Source organism: Paraburkholderia yinzeri (assembly GCF_046581065.1).
Classification (GTDB): domain Bacteria; phylum Pseudomonadota; class Gammaproteobacteria; order Burkholderiales; family Burkholderiaceae; genus Paraburkholderia.
Map to the genome: position 1 here is coordinate 740,934 of NZ_JBFOCJ010000001.1, position 20,184 is coordinate 761,117.

Here is a 20,184-nt window from a genome sequence, read left to right on the forward strand (position 1 = left end):
AACCGTCGGCGCCGCTTGCTGCCCAGCGTCTCCAGCTCTTCTATCGATGCCCCGGCATTTTCTGCCCAGACAGTTATTGGCCCGCACAAAGGGCGCTGCTCAGGCGCGCGCCGCCCGTTACGGGGTTCAGCCTTCCGGATGCAACGCCTGCGCCGCCGGGCAGGCGAGTTCTTCGCTGCAAAGCGGGTCGGTAGCCGGATCGTTGGCAATGAAGCGCTGCAACAGGCGCACGAGCGTCGCGACTTCGTCGGCGGCAAAGCCGCGAAGCTGTTCGCTGAGCACCTGCGAGATCAGATCCGGCAGTTGCTGCGCCGCGTCACGGCCAAGCGGTGTCAGCGTCAGTTCGACCACGCGCCGGTCCGCAAGGCTGCGCTGGCGCACGAGGAAGCTTTTCTTCTCCAGCCGGTCCAGCATGCGCGTCATCGATCCCGTGTCGTACGAAAGCACGCGCGACATCTCGTTCGGCGTGCGTGCGCGCTCGAACCACAGCAGCAGGATCACGCCGATCTGCGAGGACGTGAGCCCGAGCGGCGCGACCGCGCGGTCCATTCGCGCGGCCAGCACGTTGCGCGCCGTCGAAAGGAAGTAGCCGAGGCTCGAATCCACACCGGGCTTCGTAGGGACGAAAGGGGCTTCGCTCGTCATGACGCGGGAATCCAGATGCATAGAGGCAATCGGCGTATTTTAGCTGCTCAGGCAGATACGTCAATCAGGAAAGAAGAAGTCATCGCCTGGACAAAAAACAACAGGAAGATTGGTGCAGTGCAAATAAGTTTGTTATTTGATTGCTTAGTCAATATTATGTCAGGCAATCACTTCAACGCCATCACGCCTCATTACGCCTCGGATCGCACCATGCCGTACCTGAAAAATGCGCTCGGCGGCTTTGGCCGCTCCGTTACCGACACCGCCCGGCTCGCGCTCGCGCAAGCCAGCGCGGCGGGTTGGCGCAAGCTCGCGGTCTATGCGGCGGTGTTTGCTTTGCCGGGCGGCTCCCTCGCGGTCCTGCTGTTCATGTGGGCGCAACGCCGGCGGGCAAAGCGCGCCGTGTCGTCCACGCAGGCAGCCCGGGCTATCGTCGCGGCGCCGCTTTGCGCGGACCGCCGGGCCGCGTGCCGCGCGGCTTGCGCCCAGGCGCGCGCGGGCTACACGCCGCGCACGCGGGCGGGCGCCTACGCGCTCGACGCCCTGCGCCGCTGGCGCCGTAACCGCGCGTAATCTGCGCGGCATCGGTCGTAACACACCGCAAGGCAACCCTGCATTAACCTTACGCGTTCCGCGCGGCGCGTGCGCTACCATTCCCGCGACACGACAAACCCGCTGCGTGCCCCCGCGACCGGCCATCCGCTGCGCCTCGCGCGCCTGATGACTCCGGCCGCCTCGACAGGATTGCTTGCATGCCGCGTTCTTCCCACCACGCTGTCCGTCTGCCCGGATTCCCGAAGCGCCGCGCACTCGCCTGCGCCGCGGCCCTGGTCGTAGTCGCGTTCCAGTTGGCCGGCTGCGCGGTCGGCCCGAACTATCAGCGGCCGTCCACGGGCGCCATGCCGGCTTCGTTCAAGGAAGCGCCCGAAGGCTGGAAAGTCGCGCAGCCCTCCGATGCCGCCGACCGCGGCGACTGGTGGACGATCTACAACGACGCCCAGCTCAACGCGCTGGAAGACCAGCTCGACGCGCACAACCAGACCATCGCGCAATATGCCGCCGCGTACCGGCAGGCGCGCGCGCTCGTTGGCGAGGCCCGGGCCGCGTATTTCCCGGTCGTCAGCGCATCGGCCGCCGGTACGCGTTCGCGCACGCCCACGCGCGTGAGCAACGCGAGCGGCAGCTTCCCGAGCGGCACGATCGACAACAACTTCAATCTCGGCCTCGACGCGACCTGGGAGCCCGATCTGTGGGGCAAAGTGAGCCGCACGGTGAGCTCGCAGGAGGCCAGCCAGCAGGGCGCCGCCGCCGATCTGGCCAACGCGCGCCTTTCCGCGCAAGGCACGCTCGCGCAGACCTGGTTCACGCTGCGCTCGCTCGACGCCCAGCAGAAGCTGCTCGACGACACCGTCGTCGCGTATCAAAAGACGCTCGATCTCACGCAAAACCAGTACGCGCAGGGCGTGGCGGGCCGTGCCGACGTGGTCCAGGCGCAGGCGCAACTGCAGTCGGCGCAGGCCTCGGCGATCGACAACGGCGTCGCGCGCGCGCAGAACGAGCACGCGATCGCCGTGCTGGTCGGCCAGCCTGCCTCGACGTTCTCGATCCCGCCGTCGCCCCTCGCGGCCACGCCGCCCACTGTGCCGCTCTCGATGCCTTCGGCACTGCTCGAGCGGCGCCCCGACATTGCTTCGGCAGAGCGCAAGGCCGCGGCGGCGAACGAGCAGATCGGCGTGGCGATGTCGGCGTTCTTCCCGTCGCTCACGATTTCGGCGTCGGGCGGTTTCGAGAGTTCGGTGCTGTCGCAGTTGCTGCAGATGCCGTCGCGCTTCTGGACGCTCGGGCCGTCGCTCGCCGGCACGATCTTCGACGGCGGCCTGCGCAGCGCGCAGACCGAAGCGGCCCGCGCCGCCTACGACCAGCAGGTCGCCACCTACCGCGGCACCGTGCTGGCCGCCTTCCAGGACGTCGAGGACAACCTCGCTTCGCAACGCATCCTCGCGCAGGAAGTCGGCGTGCAGCAGCAAGCCGTGGAGTCGGCGAAGCGTGCGCTCGACATCGTCGTCAACGAATACAAGGTGGGCACGACCGACTACCAGAACGTGCTGTCCGCGCAGACCACGGCGTTCCAGGCCCAGCAGAAGCTGGCGAACCTTGCCGGCGAGCGCATGGTGTCGTCGGTTGGGCTCGTGAAGGCGCTCGGCGGCGGCTGGAGCGTCGCGCAGATGGATCGCGAAACCGGCGCGATGAGCGAAACGGCCAAAGCGGGCGAGGCCGCCAGGGCGGACTAATGCCCTAACGCCCGAACACCCGCCGCAGCGCGGGCCGGTTCAGCGCACGAAGGTCAGCGCGACCGTGCCTGGACCGGTGGGTCGCCCGAGCAGGTTCAAGAGGCCCGCAAGGTTGTCGCGCTGATCGGGCGCCGCGCTCGCGGTGCCTTCGAACGACGTCGACGCGCGCGAGAACACGCCGCGGCCGTTCAGCATTAGCGGACCTTTGCGCGTGGAGAGATCGAGCGTCGACGACGCCCCCTGTGCCTGGATCACCGCCTCGTACGAGCCGAGCGGCTTGACGAGCGAGACCCGCGAACTCATGTCGGCGAGCGAAACGGTGAGCCGGCCGAAGGCGTCGTTGCCGAACGTGCGCCACGGGGTCCACGTCAGACGCACGCTACCGTCGAAATCGAGCGTGTTGAACGGCGCACCCAGCCCCGCGAGCAGCGAGGCGGGCACCGCGATCGAGCCGGCCGTCACGGTGGCGCTCCTCGGCGTGGCTTCGACCACGACGGGGTCGGGCATCGCCTGGGTCTGGCGCATTTGCATGCGCACGCGGCCCGTCAAGAGCGGCCAGAACGCCGTCCGCCATTCGATGCGGCCGGGCAGCAGGGTCGCTCCGGTGTCGTCCTGGCCCGCCGCGAGCATCAGCGTGGCGGAGCCTTGCCAAAGCGAGCCGGCGGGATCGACGAGATTCACGTGGCCCTGCGTCGCGCGCGCGAATTGCGGCGCGATCCAGGCGGCCGGCAGACGGGCGAGCAGCACCATGCCGCTCGACAGCGCGCCCACCAGAAGCCACGGCAACGCGGCGCGCACGCGCCGCATCCAGTACGTCATGCGAGGGTCTCCGGTCCCATACCAGGCGGTCGGCGCATTTACCGCGCGCTCGCCGGCTGCAGCGAGGCGGTCAGGTCGACCTGGCCGTCGGTCTTCAGCGCGCTCATATGCGCTTCGACCACCTGTACCTTGTACTGCTTGCGCGCATCGTCGAGCCAGTTCGTAAAGGCCGGGAACGAGGCGTTCTTCATCTGCACCTGCACCGTCGCGCCGATCAACTGCACCTGCGCACCCTGCAGGCCGTGATCGGCCAACGACGCCGTCAGCGCGTCCTTGAGCGCCTGGCCGTCCGGCGCGACGCTCGCCGCCGCGCCCGAAAGCCCGCGGGCTTCGTTAGCCTCAGCCGTCATTTGCGCGAGCTGCCGCTGCAGTCCCGGCAGGCTCTCGTGCAGACGCGCGCGGCCGTCGGAGGCGGGCGCCCACAGCACCGACCAGCCGATCGCCACGGCCAGCAAGGCGCCGCCCCACGTCAGCATGGTCTGCTCGCGCGGCGAACGCGCCTCCCAGAATTCGGCCCATGCCTCGGTCAAAGCCGTTGTATTCACGATGCGCTCCTGATGGTCCACTTGCCGCTGCTGCTGTCCTGCGTGCCTTCGAGGCCGTTGCGCGCGAGCCGCGCAGCGAGGCCGGCGTCGACGTTCGCGCCTGGCTTGAACGTCACGTCGAGGCGCCGGTCGTGATAGTCGAGCGCGGCGATGCTGTTCGGCGGCACCGGGCCCAGCGCGCGCGCAAAGCCGTCGGAGAGCGCGAGGAAGTCGTCGGCCGAGGGCTCGCCGGCCGCGACACGCAACTGCTGCAACTGGCGCGCCATCTGGCCAGCGGGATCGAGCACGACCGTCGTCTTCGGGAAGGTGTTGAGCAGAAGCTCCGTCATCTGCGTTTCCATCGCGTCGCGCTGGCGCGAAAGCATCAGCCATTGCAGGTTCGCGCCGACGATCGCGATAACGAGCGAGGCCGCGAGGAGCGCGATCGGCAACCGCAGGCGGCGCAGTGTCGCGCGGTCCAGACGCCACGGCTGCGAGGCGAATTCGAACTGGCAGAGGTCGAAGCGGCAAGTCAGTGCGCGGCGCGCAAGCGCTTCGAATGTGAGCGGCTGCGCGCCGGGCAGCCGCGCGATCCCTGCCTTCGATGCGTTGCCCGCCGGTTCGCCCGGCAGGCCGGTCAGCGCGTAGAGCGTCACCGGCGTGTCGCCGGCCAGCGCCTCGATGGTGGCGGCCACGCTCGCCGCGGGCACGGCGAAACCCTGCGCCGTCGCGCCGCGCACGATCGCAAGCTCGAGCGCGACGCCCGGCGCCGAGAGCGCAAGATCGGGCGCGGTGCCCGCAAGCAGTGCAGGCGCGGTCGACATGACCGGGCCGAACACGCAGGCCGTCACCGGCTCGGCAGGCAAGGGCGCGGAAGGCGCAGTTGCAGCCGATCCGGCGGATTCGGCCGTTTTCGCCGCCTCGGGCGGTTCAGCAGTCCCGGTGGTTTCAGCGGTTTTTGCGGTCCCGGCCGTCTCGGGCAGCGGGAGGCACCGCGCGACAGGCACCGCGCGCAAGTTGCGATGGCCGGCGGCAGCGAAACCCTCGACGAGAAAGCGGAACCAGCCGCGATCGATCGCCGCGACCACCTGCCGGTCGTCCGGCAGCGCCTGCGAGTCGAGCGCGAGGTGACAGGTCTGCGGGTCCTGGATCAGTTGATCCTCGACGACGTTCGGCAGTGCCTGGCGCAGCCGCGGCCCCTTGAGCGGCGGCACGGCGGCCGGAATCGTCAGCAGGTCGCGCGCGGCGACGAGCAGGATCGTGGCAGACCCGCGCGGCAGGAGCGCCAGCGCCGCGCGACCCGCGCGCTGGGTGCGGCCCGTCTTGTCGAGCAGCACGAACGGCAGTTCCGGCAACTGCCATTCCTGCGAGTGGACCGCCGGGTCTCGCGGCGGCATCAGGACGATCAGCGTGCTCAAAGGCACCTCGTTTCGATGTTGGACTGAAGCGGTTTCATGGGTCGTCGCTCACGCGCACGACGCGCGTCGTATGGGTGAGCGAGTCGCGCCAGACAAGCGTGGTGCGGTCCAGTTCGGCGCGCTCGTGTTCGACGCGCCCATGAACCAGAAAATAGCTCGTGTTGACGTCGCACAGCGACGTATCGATCGCGGCCTGCGGCACGCCAACACCTTGAAGCGCGAGCTGCACGTCGCCCACGTTGCGGAAGAACACGCTCTGGCGCCGCGCCACGAGCGCCTGCGCGCTCGACAGGCTCATGCCCGGCATGATGGCCGCGATCACCTCGGCGCTTGCCGTGTTCATGTTGACGGGCGTCGTGGTGGGCAGGATCGTCACGAAGGGCCGCAGGCGCGCGAGCACGTCGGGCGTGAAGCCCGGCACGTCGAGCAGTCCGTCCACGCTCGTCATCACGATCGGGGCGGTGGCGCTGCTGTTTTCGGTGTCGTCGAGGCCCGGATTGTCGCTGAACGTCGCGCCGCCCGCGGCGCCTCCCACGACCTGCGGCGTCGTGGTCGGGGCGCCGGGGACCGTGGCGGTCTGAAAGCGCGTCGCGGAATAGGCGAGGCCCGAGCGCAGATAGACCGCCGTGCTCTGCGCGAGCTGGCCGTTGAGGCCGAGCAGTTGCAGGAGTCGCGCGAACGCCTGGATCTGCGTGAGGTCCAGTTGCAGGGCGCCGGGCGCGGGACTCGACACCAGGTTGCGCAGATTGAAGCGCGCTTCGGCGTCCTCGATGGAACCCGAAAGGTAAGTCGTCGCGCCCTGGGCGGAGCGCACGTCGCCGATCTGGCCGAGGAAGTCCGAGAGGCGCGTGCGCGCGAGCGGCACGCCCCAGGTGCCGCCGAGATAGGTGATGCCCGCCGTGGTATCGGCCTCCGAGCGCAGCACGAGACGGGTCCAGTCGAGCGCGCCGCGCGCGATCCACTGCGCCTGCGCGATGAGCCGCTGGTTTTCGATGCGGCGTAGCTGCACCTGCTGGCGCCACAGGATCCCCGAAACGAGAATGGCCGACAGCGCGACCACGAGCAACGCGGTGATGATCGCCGCGCCGCGCTGGCTATGCCGATCCCGCCGGTTAACGAGGCAGGTGGGACGGGCGGGGCGGCGCGGACGGGCCGCAGGAAGGGGCGCGCGCAGGTTCATTCGCCCACCAGAAAAACCCGCGTGACGGGCGACTGCAGCGACGTGGCGCCCACGCGTATCTGGAGCCCCGTCACGGAGCGCGGCATGGGCGCGTTGCCGAGCTGCGGCACCCTCATGCTGTTGATGTTGGCGGTGAGTTGCGCGCGCACGTCCTGCATGTTCGAGGTCCAGCCGACCTTCGGCACGTAGAGGTCCGCGTTGATCGAACCCACGCCGCTCATCATCGGCAGCGCGCTCCAGTTGTCGCCTTCGCCGCCGCGCGTCGCGCGCCGCAGCTCGCCGAGGTTGGCGATGGGCGGCGAGGCATAGCGCACCACGCGGCCCTCGCTCACGCGATAGCGCACGACCTGCAGCCGCGGCGCCGCGCCGGGCGGCACGGCGAACGCGCGCACGATCTGCAGCACGCCGCCGTCGAGCGAGATCGCGGGCGCGCCGGCTTCGTCGTCGGAGGCGGCGCGCTGGCAGTCGATACGCATCTGGTCGAACATCTGCGCGAACACGCGCTCGTCGGCCATCTCGCGCGAGATCGTCTCGCGGCCGCGCATGATCTGGTCGAGCCCGCGCCACGACAGGATCGCCACCACGGCGAGGATCGCAATGGCGACGAGCAGTTCGATCAGCGTGAAGCCGCGCGCACCGGTGCCGCGCGAGGCGCGTGCGGCACGCGCACGGTCACAGCGAGCGGTTCGTCTCATTGGCGACCACCGTGACGAGTTGCGCGAGATTGCCGGCGCGGCCCGGCGTCATGACCGACACCTCCACGCGGCGAAAGACCGGATTGGGCGTGGTGCTCACAGTCTGCACGCAAGTGAGCTCGAGATTGCCCTGCGAGCATTCGAAGCGGCTCTCGCCCACGTCGGGCCACGCGTGCGCGAGATGCAGCTGCGCGAGGGCATTGTCGGCGCTCCAGCCGGCGAGCAGGCGGTCGTGCAGATCGGCTTCGCTCGCGGCGAGGCTGCCCACCGCGCGCATGGAAGCGGCAAGCGCGATGGCGACGATCGCCAGCGCGACCAGCACCTCGATCATCGTGAAACCGCGCGCCGCTCGCGCGCGGGGCAGGCGTCGTGCTTGCCGCATGTCAGCGCACCTCGTAGCGGCCGCTGCCGGTGCCGACGATCGTCGCGCGCCCGGCTGCGGAAAAGAGCGTGACCTCGACCGGCACGTCGACGGCCTCGGTGCCGAACACGAGTCGGCTGGCTCCGTTGTCGTCGTCGCCGCCCGGATAGCTGATCGCAACGCCCGTCACGCCGCCTTCCCACTGGCGCGGACCGAGCAGGTCGTCGCGCAGCGGGCGCCAGCCATCGTCGGTGCGCACGTCGAAGCGAAATCCGCCCTCGACCGGCTGCCAGGCGATGGGGCGTGCGCGCACTTGCGCTTCGTCGCCGGCCGATTCGAACAGGAGCGCAAGGCGCTGGGCCTCTTCGTTGAGGTCGGTGCGCGGATTGCGCGAGAGCGACAGCGACGCGAGCGAAACCAGGATCCCCGCGATCAGCAGCACCACGAGCATTTCGAGCAGCGTGAAACCGCCCGCGCGGCCGCGCGCGAAGGCGCGCGGCGTCGAGCGGGCGGCGTGACGAAGCGGGAAGGGCTGGCGCATGCCTCGCGAGAATCCGCTACTGCCAGGAGCCGATGTCGGCGTCGTTCCCTTCGCCGCCAGGCTTGCCGTCGGCGCCGTAGCTGAACACGTCGATCTCGCCGTGCACGCCCGGATTCAGGTACTGGTACGGATTGCCCCAGGGATCGCTCGGCAGGCGTTCGAGATAGCCGCCGTCCTTCCAGTTATTCGGAACCGGATCGGTGGTCGGCTTCTGGATCAGCGCCTGGAGGCCCTGATCCTGGGTCGGATAGCGGCCGTTGTCGAGACGATAGAGCTTGAGCGCCTGCATGACCGTGCCGATGTCCTGGCGCGCGGCGACGCGCCGCGCTTCGTCGGGACGGCTCATGATCTTCGGCACGATCAGCGCGGCGAGAATGCCGAGAATCGCGATCACGACCATGATTTCGATCAGCGTGAAACCGCGTTGGCGGCGAGCGCGCAGCCCTTCGATTCCGGCACGGTGCTGGTCCCGGCGCTGGTCCCACTTGGTGGCCCACATGGACATGGCTTGCTTCCCTCCTGGCGATGATTTCCCGCGGCGCCCGTCCTGGCGCCGCATCCGACCCTGCGTGTCATGAGGACACGTGGCGGGTCATTGTAATGTCACGCGGTGACGGCTTCCGGGCATACCCGCACGCCGTCGAAAAATTCACAATACTCCGTACAATGGAACGCATGAACGCACTGCAAATCCGACTCGTCTCCCTCGCCGCCTTCGCGGTGCTCTGCGCCACGGCAACGTGGTGGGGTATCACGCTGGCCACGAGCCGCGCGGCACCGATCGTTGCCGCCGCCGCGCACGCGCCCGTTTCGCTCGACGAGGCCTCGACGCTGTTCGGCGGCAAGCTCGACCGCAGCGCGGTGCAGGACATCCACCTCTTCGGCATCCTCGCGCTCCAGCACGGCGCGGCCGCCATCGTCAGCATCGGCGGCGATCCGGCCAGGGCCGTCTCGCTCGGCGGTCCGATCGGCCAGGACGCCACGCTCGCCGAAGTGCGCCCCCGCTCGATCGTCGTCGACCGCCACGGCGTGCACTCCGAAGTCTTCCTGCCGGCCAACGCCGCCGGCCCCACCATCTACGTTCGCTGACGCCGCCTCTGCCGTTATCGCTACTGCACGAGGTTGTTCAGCTCGATGATCGGCAGCATCACCGCGAGCACGATCACGAGCACCACGCCGCCCATCGCCAGAATCAGCAGCGGCTCCAGCAGACTCGTGAGGAACATCGTGCGGCGCTCGAGCTCGCGCGCCTCGCCTTCGGCGGCACGGTCGAGCATCGTCGTCACGTCGCCGGTCGCCTCACCCGACCGGATCAGGTGCACGAGCACCGGCGGAAACGTCTTCGTGTTGCCGAGCGCCCGTGAGAGCGACGTGCCTTCGCGCACGCGCACGATGGCCTCGTCCACGTTCGTGCGCATCGCGCGGTTCGAGAGCGTCTCGCCCGCCGCCTGCAGCGCGCGCAGGATCGGCACGCCGGCCGCGGAAAGAATCCCGAGCGTGCTCGCAAAGCGCACCGTGTTGTAGCCGCGCACGAGCTTGCCCGCGAGCGGCGCGGTGAGCACCCAGCGGTCGAACGAAAGACGCGGCCCCGGCTGGCGCAAAATCGCGCGCACCGTCCACGCAAGTATCGCCACGACGATCAGCACGGCCCACCACCAATGCCTCACGAAGCCGGAGAGCGCCATCATGACGATGGTGAGAATCGGCAACTGCTGCTTCGTGCTCGCGAACACGTTCACCACCTGCGGCACCACGTAGCTCAGCAGGAACGTCACGATGCCGAACGCGATGATCGTGACGATCGTCGGGTAGGTGAACGCCAGCACGATCTTCTGCTTGAGCGCGTTGCGCTGCTCGATGTAGTCGGCAAGACGCGAGAGCACGATGCCGAGCTTGCCCGTATGCTCGCCGGCCGCCACCAGTGCGCGGTAGATGTCGGGAAAGTCGCGCGGATGCTGCGCGAGCGCGTTGGCGAACGAATGGCCGCCCAGCACCTCGGCGCGGATCGCCGCCATCAGCTCGCGAATGTAGTCGCGCTCGGCCTGCTCGGTGAGCACCGCGAGCGCCTCGCCGAGCGGCAGCCCCGCCACCAGCAGGCTCGCGAGCTGGCGCGTGAGGATGGCCTGCTCGCGCTGCGACAGGCGCCGCCCGAGCGCCAGGCGCTGCTGGCGCTCGCCGCGCGTGCGGCTGGCCGCCGGCTCGACGACGAGCGGCGTGAGCCCCTGGCCGCGCAACTGCGTGCGGGCGCTGCGCGCGCTGTCGGCCTCCAGTACGCCTTTTTGCGCCTTGCCCGCGGCGTCGATCGCTTCGAAACGGAATGCCGGCATCTTGCTTAACGCCCTTGCTTAGTGACAAGCCATCGGACGGCCCATCATGCGCCGCCCGTAACGCGCAGCACTTCTTCGAGCGAAGTCGTGCCCGCCTCGAGCCAGCGATCGCCGTCCTCGCGCAGCGTGCGCATGCCCTGCTCACGGCCAGCCTGGAAGACCTCGGCGTCCGCGGCATTGCGGTGGATCAGGGCGCGGATCGGTTCGTCGATGAGCAGCAGCTCGTACACGCCGCGACGGCCCGCGTAGCCCGACTGGCCGCAGCGCTCGCAGCCCACCGGATGCCAGCGCCGGTCGCCATTTTCTTCGGTGCGCTCGTCCTTGCAGTGCGGACACAACTGGCGCACGAGGCGCTGCGCCAGCACGCCGAGCAGCGATGAAGCCAGCAGGTACGGCTCGACACCCATATCGGTCAGACGCGTGACGGCCGAAGCCGCGTCGTTGGTGTGCAGCGTGGCGAGCACGAGGTGGCCCGTGAGCGAGGCTTGCACGGCGATCTGCGCGGTCTCCAGATCGCGGATTTCGCCGATCATGATGATGTCGGGATCCTGACGCAGGATCGAGCGCAGCGCACGCGCGAACGTCATGCCGATACGTTCGTTCACCTGGGTCTGGCCGATGCCCGAAAGGTCGTATTCGATCGGGTCTTCCACGGTCATGATGTTGGTCGTGGCCGTTTCGAGCCGCGACATCGACGCGTAGAGCGTGGTCGTCTTGCCCGAACCGGTCGGCCCGGTCACGAGCACGATGCCGTGCGGCTTCGCGATGAGCTGGTCGAACTTCGCGAGCGTGTCGGTGGCCATGCCGAGCGCCTGGAGATTCAGGCGCTGCGCATCCTTTTCCAGCAGACGCAGCACGGCGCGCTCGCCGTGGCCCGTAGGCAGCGTCGAGACGCGCACGTCCACGGGGCGCCCGCCCACGCGCAGCGTGATGCGGCCGTCCTGCGGCAGCCGCTTTTCGGCGATGTCGAGCTGCGCCATGATCTTGATCCGCGAGATCAGCGCGCCGTGCAGCGCCTTCTTCGGCCGCACGACGTCGCGCAGCGTGCCGTCCACGCGAAAGCGCACCACCGAAGCGTTCTCGAACGGTTCGATGTGAATGTCGGAGGCCTGCTCGCGCGCGGCCTGCGTGAGAAGCGCATTGATCATGCGGATGATCGGCGCATCGTCTTCGGACTCCAGAAGATCTTCCACTTCCGGAATGTCCTGCATCAGCCGCGACAGATCGACTTCGCCTTCCACCTCGCCCACCACTTGCGCGGCGCTGCCGTCGTGGCGCGCGTACGCCTGGTTGATCGCCAGCGCGAGTTCGTCGGCGGGGATGCGCACGAAACGCACGGCGCCGAAATTGCGCGCGACCTCGGCGATCGCCGCGCCGTTCGTGCGCTCGCCGATCCACACTTCGAGGCCGTCGGCGTGCTGCTGCGCAACGAGAATCTGGCCGCTCTTCGCGAAGCCGTAGGGCAGGAGTCGCGCCGCGAGCGGCGAGGGCGCCTCGCGCGGCGCCGCCGCATGCGGGGCGCCCGCCGTGGCCCGCGACTCGCTACCCGGCGTTCGCGGCGTGCTCACTGTTGCACTCCCGGCGTAGTCAGCAAAGGTTGCGCGGGCAACGTCTGGACGGGCACGGCGGGCTGGGACGGCGCCGCGCCGTTGGTGGGCACGGCGTAGCTGCTCGCGCCGCCCGCCGTACCGGCACCGCTCGTGCTGTTCGTGCTGTTCGTGCCGTTCGCCCCGCTGGCAGCGGCGGGCGCCGCGGGCAACATTCGCGTGGCCTGCTCGCGCCGCATCTTGTCGAGATCGAACAGGTTCAGCGCCGATCCGCCTTCGTTGGGACCGACCGGCATCGGCGGCACCACCGGATCGTCATTGTCCTTGATCAGGTTGTTATCGGACTTGTAGGCGCCCGTCATGCCCTGGATGTAGTCGTAGCGGTTCGACGTCACCGCACGCGCCGTGTCGCTGTCGCCGATGATCACCGGACGCAGGAACACCATCAGGTTGGTCTTCGTGCGCGTCTTGTTTTCCGAGCGGAACAACTGGCCGATCCAGGGAATGTCGCCAAGCAGCGGCACCTTGCTGTTGCTGACCTGGTAGTTGTCCTGCATCAGGCCGCCGAGCACGATGATCTCGCCGTTGTCGGCCAGCACGGTCGACTGGATCGAACGCTTGGTGAAATCGGGACCGGCGGGATTGGTCGTCACGTTGGTCGTGCCGGTCACGATCGCCGAGTCCTCGGTGTACAGCGTCAGCTTCAGGATCCCGCCTTCGGTGATCTGCGGCTTGATGTGCAGCGTCAGACCGACGTCGACGCGATCGTAGGTGTTGAACGCCGAGCTCGCCGTGCTGCTCGTGAGGTTCGAATACGAGCCCGTCTGGATCGGCACGTTCGTACCGACGACGATCTTCGCTTCCTGGTTGTCGAGCGTGACGAGGTTAGGCGTGGACAGCACGTTGGCGTCGCTCGTCTGCGACAGCGCCTGCAGCAACGCGCCGAGCCCCTGCACGCCGAACAGATTGTGGACCCAACCTACGTTCAACCCCTGCTGGAGGGTGCTGTTGGCGAGCGCGCCGGCCAGGCCCCCGGTAGCGCCGGCGGCGAGTGCTGCCGACGTCAGGTTGATGATGCTGTTGCCGCCGCCGGTGGCAAGATTGGTGCCGGCCAGCACGTTGCCGCTGCCGATCTGCCACTGGATACCGAGGTTGGCGTTCGTGTCCGAGTTCAGCTCGACGATCAGCGCCTCGATATAGACCTGGGCGCGCCGCGCGTCGAGCTGGTTGATCACGGAGCGCAGGTTGCGGTACACCGCGTCCGGCGCCGTGATGATCAGCGAGTTGGTGGCCGGGTCGGCCTGGATCATGCCGCCCGCCGGGTTGTCGTCGCCCTTGTCCTTGTTGTCGCCGAGGAATGGCGCATCGTCGTTGCCGTTGGCCGAACCGCCGCCCGTCATCGGGTTGCTCGACGACGTACTGCCGCCGCCGAGCGAGCTGCCCGGCAATGGCGGCGTGCCCGACGTGCCGGTCGAGCTGTTGCTGCCGTTGCTGCCGCCGCCCGTGTTCTGGTTGAACGAGTTCGCATTGTTGCCGGACGACGAGTCGTTCCCGCCTTTGCCCATCATCCCGCGCAGCGTCTTGGCAAGCTCCACGGCGTCGGCGTTGCGCAGCCGAACCACGTGGATGTTGCCCGGCATGCTCGTGGGCGCGTCGAGCTGCTTCGCCAGTTGGGTCGCGGCGGCGAGGCGCTGCACGTTCGAGGCGCGCAGCATCAGCGAGTTGGTGCGCGGGTCGGGAACGACCGAGACCTTCAGCGTGGGATCCGAAGCGCCGATCGCGCCCGGATCGAGCATCTTCGAAATGAGCGGCGCGATGTCGAGCGCGTTGGCGTTGTGCAGCGGCACGACCTGGACCTGCTGGCCGGCGGCCGTATCCACACCCGCGATAATCGCGGCGATGCGGCGCACGTTGTCGGCGTAGTCGGTGACGACGAGCGTGTTGTTCGACGGGTAGGCCGCAATCGTGTTGTTCGGCGAGATGAGCGGGCGCAGCACCGGCAGCAGGTTGTTCGCCGACTCGTTCCTCAGTACGAACACCTGCGTGACCACCTGGTCGCCGCGCGCCACCGGCGTGTTGCCGACATAGGTGGGCACGCCCTGCAGCTTGGCGTCGGCCTCGGGCACGACCTTCAGCACGCCATGATCCTGCACGAGCGCGAAGCCCTGCATGCGCAACGCCGACTGCAGCGTCTTGAGCGCCTGGTCCTCGGGAACGGGGTTCTCCGAAACGAGGTTGAGCTGCCCTTTCACGCGCGGGTCGACAATGATGGTTTTGCCGGTCGCGGCGCCAATCGCTTTCGCCACCTGGTCGATGTCGGCATTGACGAAATTAAGCGTCACCTGAGCGTGCGCGACCTGCGCCGAGATGATTCCGCTCACGAGTAGCGCCGTGGCAACGCGGCGCAAAGCCATACGATTTCTTCTCATGGATGTCATATCGAAGCCGATGGCGGGCGTCACCGGCTGTTCGTGCGGAATGAGCGAGCGGCGGTGAGCGCGTGGCGGGCCTGCGCGCCTGCCTGCCTCCACCGGCCGATCCGGGCAGCCGCCTCTCTCGTCCCCTCGGCCACCAATGATCTACAAAAAAACGCAACAGTAGCAGCTTTTCGTGTCGAATTTGTCACAAGGTTAGGCAGTCCGTGGATTTCTTCTACTCTCCTCTACTCGTTTCGCAGACTTAAAAGCATTTTGTAAGCCATTGGGCCGCGTGATCCGCGTTTATCCTTACCGTTCCTTACCGTCTTTTCGGCGGGACCGTGTTTGCCGGGCCTCATCCGGATGGGACAGGCGGCTTGACGCGTCATAAGCGGCCGGTATCATACGGGCGATCCGGATGCCCATATTGCTTGCCCTGCCATGAAGAAGGCCTGGTCCCGCCCGATTGCCCTTGCTGCCGCCGCGCTCGCGCTGGCCGGCGTCAGCACGCTCGCGCGCGCCGACTGCTTCGATGCGGCCGCCCATTATCAGCAGGTCAATCCGCTGATCCTGCGCGCAATCGCATGGCAGGAATCGCATAATCATCCCGACGCAGTACACAGGAATGCTAACGGATCGACCGATTACGGCGTCATGCAGATCAATTCCGTGCACCTCCCCACGCTCGCGCAGTACGGCATCTCGCAGAGCACGCTGATGGAACCCTGCAAGAACGTCTATATCGCCGCGTGGCATCTGCGCCAGCAGATGAACAAATACGGCAACACGTGGGCCGCGGTCGGCGCCTACCATTCGGAAACGCCGACGCAGCGCGACCGCTACGCGCAGCAGATCGCCGCTATTCTTCGGCAGTGGCATTTCCTCAAGTAAGCCGCAACGCCTGCCCGGTCTGAAAGACAGGGCCGATCAGCGCAGGGCGCGCACATGATGCACAATGCGTTCTAGCGCCGCATTCGTGCGGCCCGTCTTTCGTCCTTCTGATTGCCACACTGCGATGAACCAGCCGCCACTGCCCGTCACCGTGCTCGCCGGGTTCCTGGGCGCGGGCAAGACCACGCTGCTCAACCACATCCTCGCGAATCGCGCCGGCCTGCGCGTCGCCGTGATCGTCAACGACCTCGCGGCCGTCAATATCGACGCCGCGCTCGTGCGCGATGCCTCGGCGCTTTCGCACGTCGAGGAAAAGCTCGTCGAAATGTCGAACGGCTGCATTTGCTGCACGCTGCGCGACGATCTGCTCACCGAGATCCGCCGTCTCGCGCAGGAACAGCGATTCGACGCGATCCTGATCGAATCCACGGGTATCGCCGAACCCATGCCGATCGCCGAGACCTTCACTTTCGTCGACGACGACGGCACTTCCCTTGCCGACATCGCACGCCTCGACACGATGGTGACCGTGGTGGACGCGTTCAACTTCCTGCGCGATTACGCCTGCGCCGACGCACTTGCCGAACGCGGTCTCGCCGCCACAGAAGAAGACGACCGCACGCTCGTCGAGCTGCTGATCGAACAGGTGGAGTTCTGCGACGTGCTCGTCGTGAACAAGGCCGACCTCGTGAGCGACGACGAACTCGCGCACCTGCAGCACATTCTTGCGCGCATCAATCCGCGTGCCATCCAGGTCGTGAGCCGTTTCGGCACCGTGCCGCCCGGCGAGGTGCTGAACACAGGGCGCTTCGATTTCGACGCGGCCTCGAGTGCTCCCGGCTGGCTCGCGTCGCTCAACGATCACGATCACCACCACGGCGAAGCCGACGAATTCGGCATTGGCAACTTCGTCTATCGCGCGCGGCGGCCGTTTCATCCCGAGCGCCTGTGGGCGCTGCTGCACGAAGAATGGAAGGGCGTGCTGCGCACCAAAGGCTTTTTCTGGCTCGCGACGCGCAACGACGTGGCCGGTTCGCTTTCGCAGGCGGGCGGCACGTGCCGGCATGGGCCGGCCGGCACATGGTGGGCGGCGCAGCCGCGCGAAACCTGGCCGCAGGACGCGGAGCTCGAACAGGAAATCGCCCACGACTGGTACGGCGACGCGAACGACGCAAGCATCGGCGACCGGCGCCAGGAACTCGTCATGATCGGCGTGGATCTGGATCGCGCAGCGTGGCAGGAGAGGCTCGACGCCTGCCTCTTGTCCGATGCCGAATTCGCGGCCGGCGCACCGGCATGGAGCGCTTTCGCCGATCCGTTTCCGTCTTGGGACCTCGAAGACGATCACGAAGGCGGCGAGAGCGAAATCGTTCACCGACCGGAATAACGCTAAAAACGCGGACGAAAAAAACCCGCCAGGGGGCGGGTGTCAACTTAAAGCGGCAGTACCTTAGCGCTTGTTGACGGCGTCCTTGAACGCCTTGCCAGCCGTGAACTTGACCGTCTTGGCTGCCGGAATCTTGATGGTTTCGCCCGTCTTCGGGTTGCGGCCCGTACGCGCTGCACGCTTGCCCGAACCGAAGCTGCCGAAGCCGATCAGCTGCACGGCGTCACCCTTCGCCACAGCCTTCTTGACCACTTCGAGGAGCGTGTCCAGCGTCTCGCCGGTTTGCGCCTTGCTTGCGCCCGTCTGTGCTGCAACGGCGTCGATCAGTTCCTGTTTATTCATTGAGAAAGTCCTTATCAGTTTAGGTTGACACGAACAGCGCGAACGCGCCGATTATACGGACGCGTGCCGCGCCGTCGAGCAGCGACGGTTCCGGAGCACCCCGGCGTTTTTCGTTGCGGCGCAGAGCGTAGCGCCTCACCGCAACGGCCGTGCTGCCGCTTCCCTGGGCGGCGCTTGCTATGATAGCGCAGCGCAAACCCAATAACGACAAGGGTTTCGAAGATTTGCAGTGGGATTCTCCCGAATTCGCGCTAACGCCTGCATTTTTTGGCCGCAATCCCTCGAAAAGGCCGCTGCATTGACGATTTCTAACAGTCGTGCGTTGCGTCCGGCCAACGCCCCGATGCCGCAAAACCAGGCTGGACGGGGGTTTTGAGAAGTCGAGCCAGGTCTTTGCCGCGCCCTGGTCTCTGGCGCCAGCGCGTTTTTCACTGCACGTTCCAGCCCGTTCGCGTTCCTTATGACCGCCATCCTGACTCCCGCCACACTCGCTTTTCGCGAGGACGGTACGCCGTTTTCTCCCGCATTCGGCGACATTTATCACAGCGCATCCGGGGCATTCGCCCAGTCCGAAGCTGTCTTTCTGCATGGCAACGGCTTGCCCGAACGCTGGCAGGGCCGCCGCATTTTCACCGTGCTGGAAACAGGCTTCGGCATGGGCGTGAACTTCCTCGCCACCTGGTCGGCATGGCGCAACGATCCCGCACGTTGCGAGCGGTTGCATTTCGTTTCGGTGGAAAAGCACCCATTTACATGCGGCGATCTGCGTGCCGTGCTCAATGCGATCGTTGCTCACGCACCTCTTTCGGCGCTCGCGCACGAACTCGCCAACGCCTGGCCGATGCTCGTGCCGGGCACCCATCGGCTCGAATTCGAAGGCGGACGCGTCACGTTGACGCTCGTTTTTGGCGACGCGTCCGAGGTGCTTCCCAAAATGTGGTTACGTGCGGATGCTTTCTATCTCGACGGCTTCGCACCGGCGAAGAATCCCGATCTGTGGTCGCCGGCGCTTTTCAAGGCGCTGGCCCGCGTGGCCGGCGACGACGCAACGTTCTCGACCTGGAGCAGCGCCGGCGAGGTCAAGCGCGCGCTCGAGGCGAGCGGCTTCGAGTACCGCAAGGTCGAGGGCTTCGGGTCGAAACGCGCGATGCTCGTGGGCCGCTTCGCACCACGCTGGCGCGTGCGGCGTTATGAACCGCCGCTGCCGGCCGCGGTGCGCGAGCGCCATGCGGTCGTGATCGGCGCGGGGCTCGCAGGCTGTGCGCTCGTGGAGCGGCTCGCGGCCCGCGGCTGGCGCGTGACCCTCGTCGAACGCCGTGCCGCGCCGGCGCGCGAAGCGTCGGGCAATCCCGCAGGCGTCTTCCATCCGCTGATCTCGCGCGACGACAGCAGCGCGTCGCGCATCACGCGCGCGGGCTTCCTCTACGCACTGCAGCGCTGGGCCGCGCTCGACGCGGCAGGCGAGGGACCCGTGCGCTCGAATTCCGGACTCCTTCATCTCGCCACCGACGACGAATCGCGCGCCGTGGCCGCGGCCCTCGGTTCGTTCGGTTATCCCAACGAATACGCTCATGCGGTTTCGCGTCAGGAAGCCGCGCGAATCGCAGGCATCGAACTCGCTTACGACGGCTGGTTCTATCCGCTCGGCGGCGCAATCGATCCGGCTTCGTTGTGCCGCGCACAATGCGCGGCGGCGGGCACGCTGCTCGACGCGCGTTTCGGCACGAACGCGGCGCGCGTCGAGCGCACGGCAAACGGCTGGGACGTCTTCGACGAAACCGGTGCGCTCATCGCCCAGGCCGAGGTCGTGATCTTTGCGAACGCGCACGACGCCGCGCGCGCGGCGACGCTCGATTACGCCCCGACACGCCTCGTGCGCGGCCAGCTCACGCTCGTCGCGCCCAGCCCGATCGCGCCGCTGCGCGTGCCCGTGATCGGCGACGGCTACGCGGTGCCGCTCGCGAACGACGTCACGCTCGCGGGCGCCACCTACGAAGTCGACGACGCAGGGACCGAGCTACGCGCGGCGGGACACGTGGAGAACCTCGAACGCGTTGCCCGGATGCTGCCCGGGCTCGATGCCGCGCTCGCGTCCGGTCGCGCCGGCGAGCTGGACGGGCGCACCGCATTTCGCTGCGTGACGAGCGACCGGTTGCCGATGATCGGCCAGCTCGGCGACGAGGCCGAGGCGCGGCGCTCTGCAGAGCGTCTCGCCGGCGCGTGGCCGCTCGACCTGCCACGCGTGCCGGGCCTCTACGGCGCTTTTGCCTACGGATCCCGCGGCCTCGTATGGTCGGCGCTGGGCGCCGAACTGATCGCCTCGCAGCTCGAAGGCGAGCCGTGGCCGCTCGAACGCGAGCTCGCGGAACAGCTCGATCCCGCGCGCTTCTTGCAACGCGCGTTGCGCCAACGGAATCTCTAGACATGTTCGATACGCCATCGCGTACCGCGCCAAGGTTATCCACGCCATGTTGTGGATAACCGCGCGGATTGCAGGTGAAGCACGTGTGGAATCGATGTGGACGTAAACGGGGTAACTCGCGGCTCCGCCCAGATGGCCAAAAAGTTGCTCCACGATCCCAGACCACACCTCACATGCTTTGCGACCGGTTGTGCGAGCGCCAAGTCACTGATCTTTTGGAGCTATCCACAGTTGTCCACAGGAAAGAGGCCCCTTTGTTAACTTCTACTATGTATACATACGGTAAACCATAAATTCAAAGCTGACGCCATCGCTATCGGCCGTCATTCCTTTTGTACGGTTTGCTTCGAGATCCCCGTATAGCGGTCAAAATTTCC

19 protein-coding genes are annotated in these 20,184 nt (G+C 67.4%); 6 read left to right on the forward strand and 13 right to left on the reverse strand.

Going from position 1 to position 20,184, the window contains the following annotated elements:
- Window positions 1-126: 126 nt before the first annotated feature.
- Window positions 127-645, reverse strand: coding sequence for a MarR family winged helix-turn-helix transcriptional regulator (locus WJ542_RS03615; protein ID WP_411187914.1), 519 nt, complete (start codon window positions 643-645; stop codon window positions 127-129).
- 15 nt (window positions 646-660) lie between these two features.
- Here WJ542_RS03615 and WJ542_RS03620 point away from each other — a divergent pair, with 15 nt between their 5' ends.
- Together WJ542_RS03620 and WJ542_RS03625 are read left to right on the forward strand one after the other, a co-directional pair.
- Complete coding sequence (locus WJ542_RS03620; protein WP_411187916.1) at window positions 661-1,218, forward strand: hypothetical protein; 558 nt, start codon at window positions 661-663, stop codon at window positions 1,216-1,218.
- A gap of 179 nt (window positions 1,219-1,397) precedes the next feature.
- Window positions 1,398-2,936, forward strand: coding sequence for an efflux transporter outer membrane subunit (locus tag WJ542_RS03625; RefSeq protein WP_411187918.1), 1,539 nt, complete (start codon window positions 1,398-1,400; stop codon window positions 2,934-2,936).
- A gap of 39 nt (window positions 2,937-2,975) precedes the next feature.
- Here the strand turns inward: WJ542_RS03625 and WJ542_RS03630 are convergent, their stop codons facing one another.
- The 8 genes from WJ542_RS03630 to gspG are packed head-to-tail and all read right to left on the reverse strand — an operon-like array spanning window position 2,976 to window position 8,979.
- A complete protein-coding gene (locus WJ542_RS03630; RefSeq protein ID WP_411187920.1) occupies window positions 2,976-3,755 on the reverse strand; it encodes a type II secretion system protein N in 780 nt (259 codons plus the stop codon).
- A gap of 38 nt (window positions 3,756-3,793) precedes the next feature.
- Complete coding sequence (locus tag WJ542_RS03635) at window positions 3,794-4,300, reverse strand: type II secretion system protein M (RefSeq protein WP_411187922.1); 507 nt, start codon at window positions 4,298-4,300, stop codon at window positions 3,794-3,796.
- Window positions 4,297-5,697 (reverse strand): type II secretion system protein GspL, encoded by a 1,401-nt coding sequence (gene gspL, locus WJ542_RS03640; protein WP_411187924.1) that lies wholly within the window; start codon window positions 5,695-5,697, stop codon window positions 4,297-4,299. Before gspL ends, WJ542_RS03635 begins: the two co-directional genes overlap by 4 nt.
- Before the next feature lie 34 nt (window positions 5,698-5,731).
- Window positions 5,732-6,877, reverse strand: a complete 1,146-nt coding sequence (gene gspK / locus WJ542_RS03645; protein WP_411187926.1) for a type II secretion system minor pseudopilin GspK — start codon at window positions 6,875-6,877, stop codon at window positions 5,732-5,734.
- On the reverse strand, window positions 6,874-7,572 hold the full coding sequence (locus tag WJ542_RS03650; protein ID WP_411187928.1) for a PulJ/GspJ family protein: 699 nt from the start codon (window positions 7,570-7,572) through the stop codon (window positions 6,874-6,876). Before WJ542_RS03650 ends, gspK begins: the two co-directional genes overlap by 4 nt.
- Window positions 7,550-7,954: a type II secretion system minor pseudopilin GspI gene (gene gspI / locus WJ542_RS03655; RefSeq protein WP_411187930.1), complete on the reverse strand. Its 405-nt coding sequence runs from the start codon at window positions 7,952-7,954 to the stop codon at window positions 7,550-7,552. The genes WJ542_RS03650 and gspI overlap by 23 nt, the downstream gene beginning before the upstream one ends.
- 1 nt (window position 7,955) lies before the next feature.
- The gene (locus tag WJ542_RS03660) at window positions 7,956-8,474 is read right to left on the reverse strand and encodes a GspH/FimT family pseudopilin (RefSeq protein ID WP_411187932.1); all 519 of its coding nucleotides are present in this window, start codon (window positions 8,472-8,474) and stop codon (window positions 7,956-7,958) included.
- 16 nt (window positions 8,475-8,490) lie between these two features.
- Window positions 8,491-8,979 (reverse strand): type II secretion system major pseudopilin GspG, encoded by a 489-nt coding sequence (gspG, locus tag WJ542_RS03665; protein WP_411187934.1) that lies wholly within the window; start codon window positions 8,977-8,979, stop codon window positions 8,491-8,493.
- A 170-nt stretch (window positions 8,980-9,149) separates the two neighbouring features.
- On the opposite strand from gspG, the gene WJ542_RS03670 reads away from it, so the two are divergent.
- The gene (locus tag WJ542_RS03670; RefSeq protein ID WP_411187936.1) at window positions 9,150-9,563 is read left to right on the forward strand and encodes a hypothetical protein; all 414 of its coding nucleotides are present in this window, start codon (window positions 9,150-9,152) and stop codon (window positions 9,561-9,563) included.
- 20 nt (window positions 9,564-9,583) lie between these two features.
- On the opposite strand, the gene gspF is transcribed toward WJ542_RS03670, so the two are convergent.
- Genes gspF through gspD form a run of 3 tightly spaced genes read right to left on the reverse strand, consistent with a single transcriptional unit; the run spans window position 9,584 to window position 14,762 of the window.
- Entirely contained in the window at window positions 9,584-10,801 is a 1,218-nt protein-coding gene (gspF, locus tag WJ542_RS03675; RefSeq protein WP_411187938.1) for a type II secretion system inner membrane protein GspF, read from the reverse strand.
- A 44-nt stretch (window positions 10,802-10,845) separates the two neighbouring features.
- A complete protein-coding gene (gene gspE / locus WJ542_RS03680) occupies window positions 10,846-12,369 on the reverse strand; it encodes a type II secretion system ATPase GspE (RefSeq protein WP_411187940.1) in 1,524 nt (507 codons plus the stop codon).
- Complete coding sequence (gspD, locus tag WJ542_RS03685; RefSeq protein WP_411187942.1) at window positions 12,366-14,762, reverse strand: type II secretion system secretin GspD; 2,397 nt, start codon at window positions 14,760-14,762, stop codon at window positions 12,366-12,368. The genes gspE and gspD overlap by 4 nt, the downstream gene beginning before the upstream one ends.
- Window positions 14,763-15,206: 444 nt before the next feature.
- Between gspD and WJ542_RS03690 the strand changes: the two genes are divergently transcribed.
- The gene (locus WJ542_RS03690) at window positions 15,207-15,656 is read left to right on the forward strand and encodes a lytic transglycosylase domain-containing protein (protein ID WP_411187944.1); all 450 of its coding nucleotides are present in this window, start codon (window positions 15,207-15,209) and stop codon (window positions 15,654-15,656) included.
- Between the two features lie 124 nt (window positions 15,657-15,780).
- Window positions 15,781-17,043 carry a zinc metallochaperone GTPase ZigA gene (zigA, locus tag WJ542_RS03695; protein ID WP_411187946.1) on the forward strand — a complete coding sequence of 421 codons (1,263 nt, stop codon included), beginning with the start codon at window positions 15,781-15,783 and terminating at the stop codon, window positions 17,041-17,043.
- A gap of 63 nt (window positions 17,044-17,106) precedes the next feature.
- On the opposite strand, the gene WJ542_RS03700 is transcribed toward zigA, so the two are convergent.
- A complete protein-coding gene (locus WJ542_RS03700; RefSeq protein WP_462880602.1) occupies window positions 17,107-17,400 on the reverse strand; it encodes an HU family DNA-binding protein in 294 nt (97 codons plus the stop codon).
- 445 nt (window positions 17,401-17,845) lie between these two features.
- Here WJ542_RS03700 and mnmC point away from each other — a divergent pair, with 445 nt between their 5' ends.
- Window positions 17,846-19,807, forward strand: coding sequence for a bifunctional tRNA (5-methylaminomethyl-2-thiouridine)(34)-methyltransferase MnmC2/FAD-dependent 5-carboxymethylaminomethyl-2-thiouridine(34) oxidoreductase MnmC1 (mnmC, locus tag WJ542_RS03705; protein ID WP_411187948.1), 1,962 nt, complete (start codon window positions 17,846-17,848; stop codon window positions 19,805-19,807).
- Window positions 19,808-20,184 lie beyond the last annotated feature (377 nt).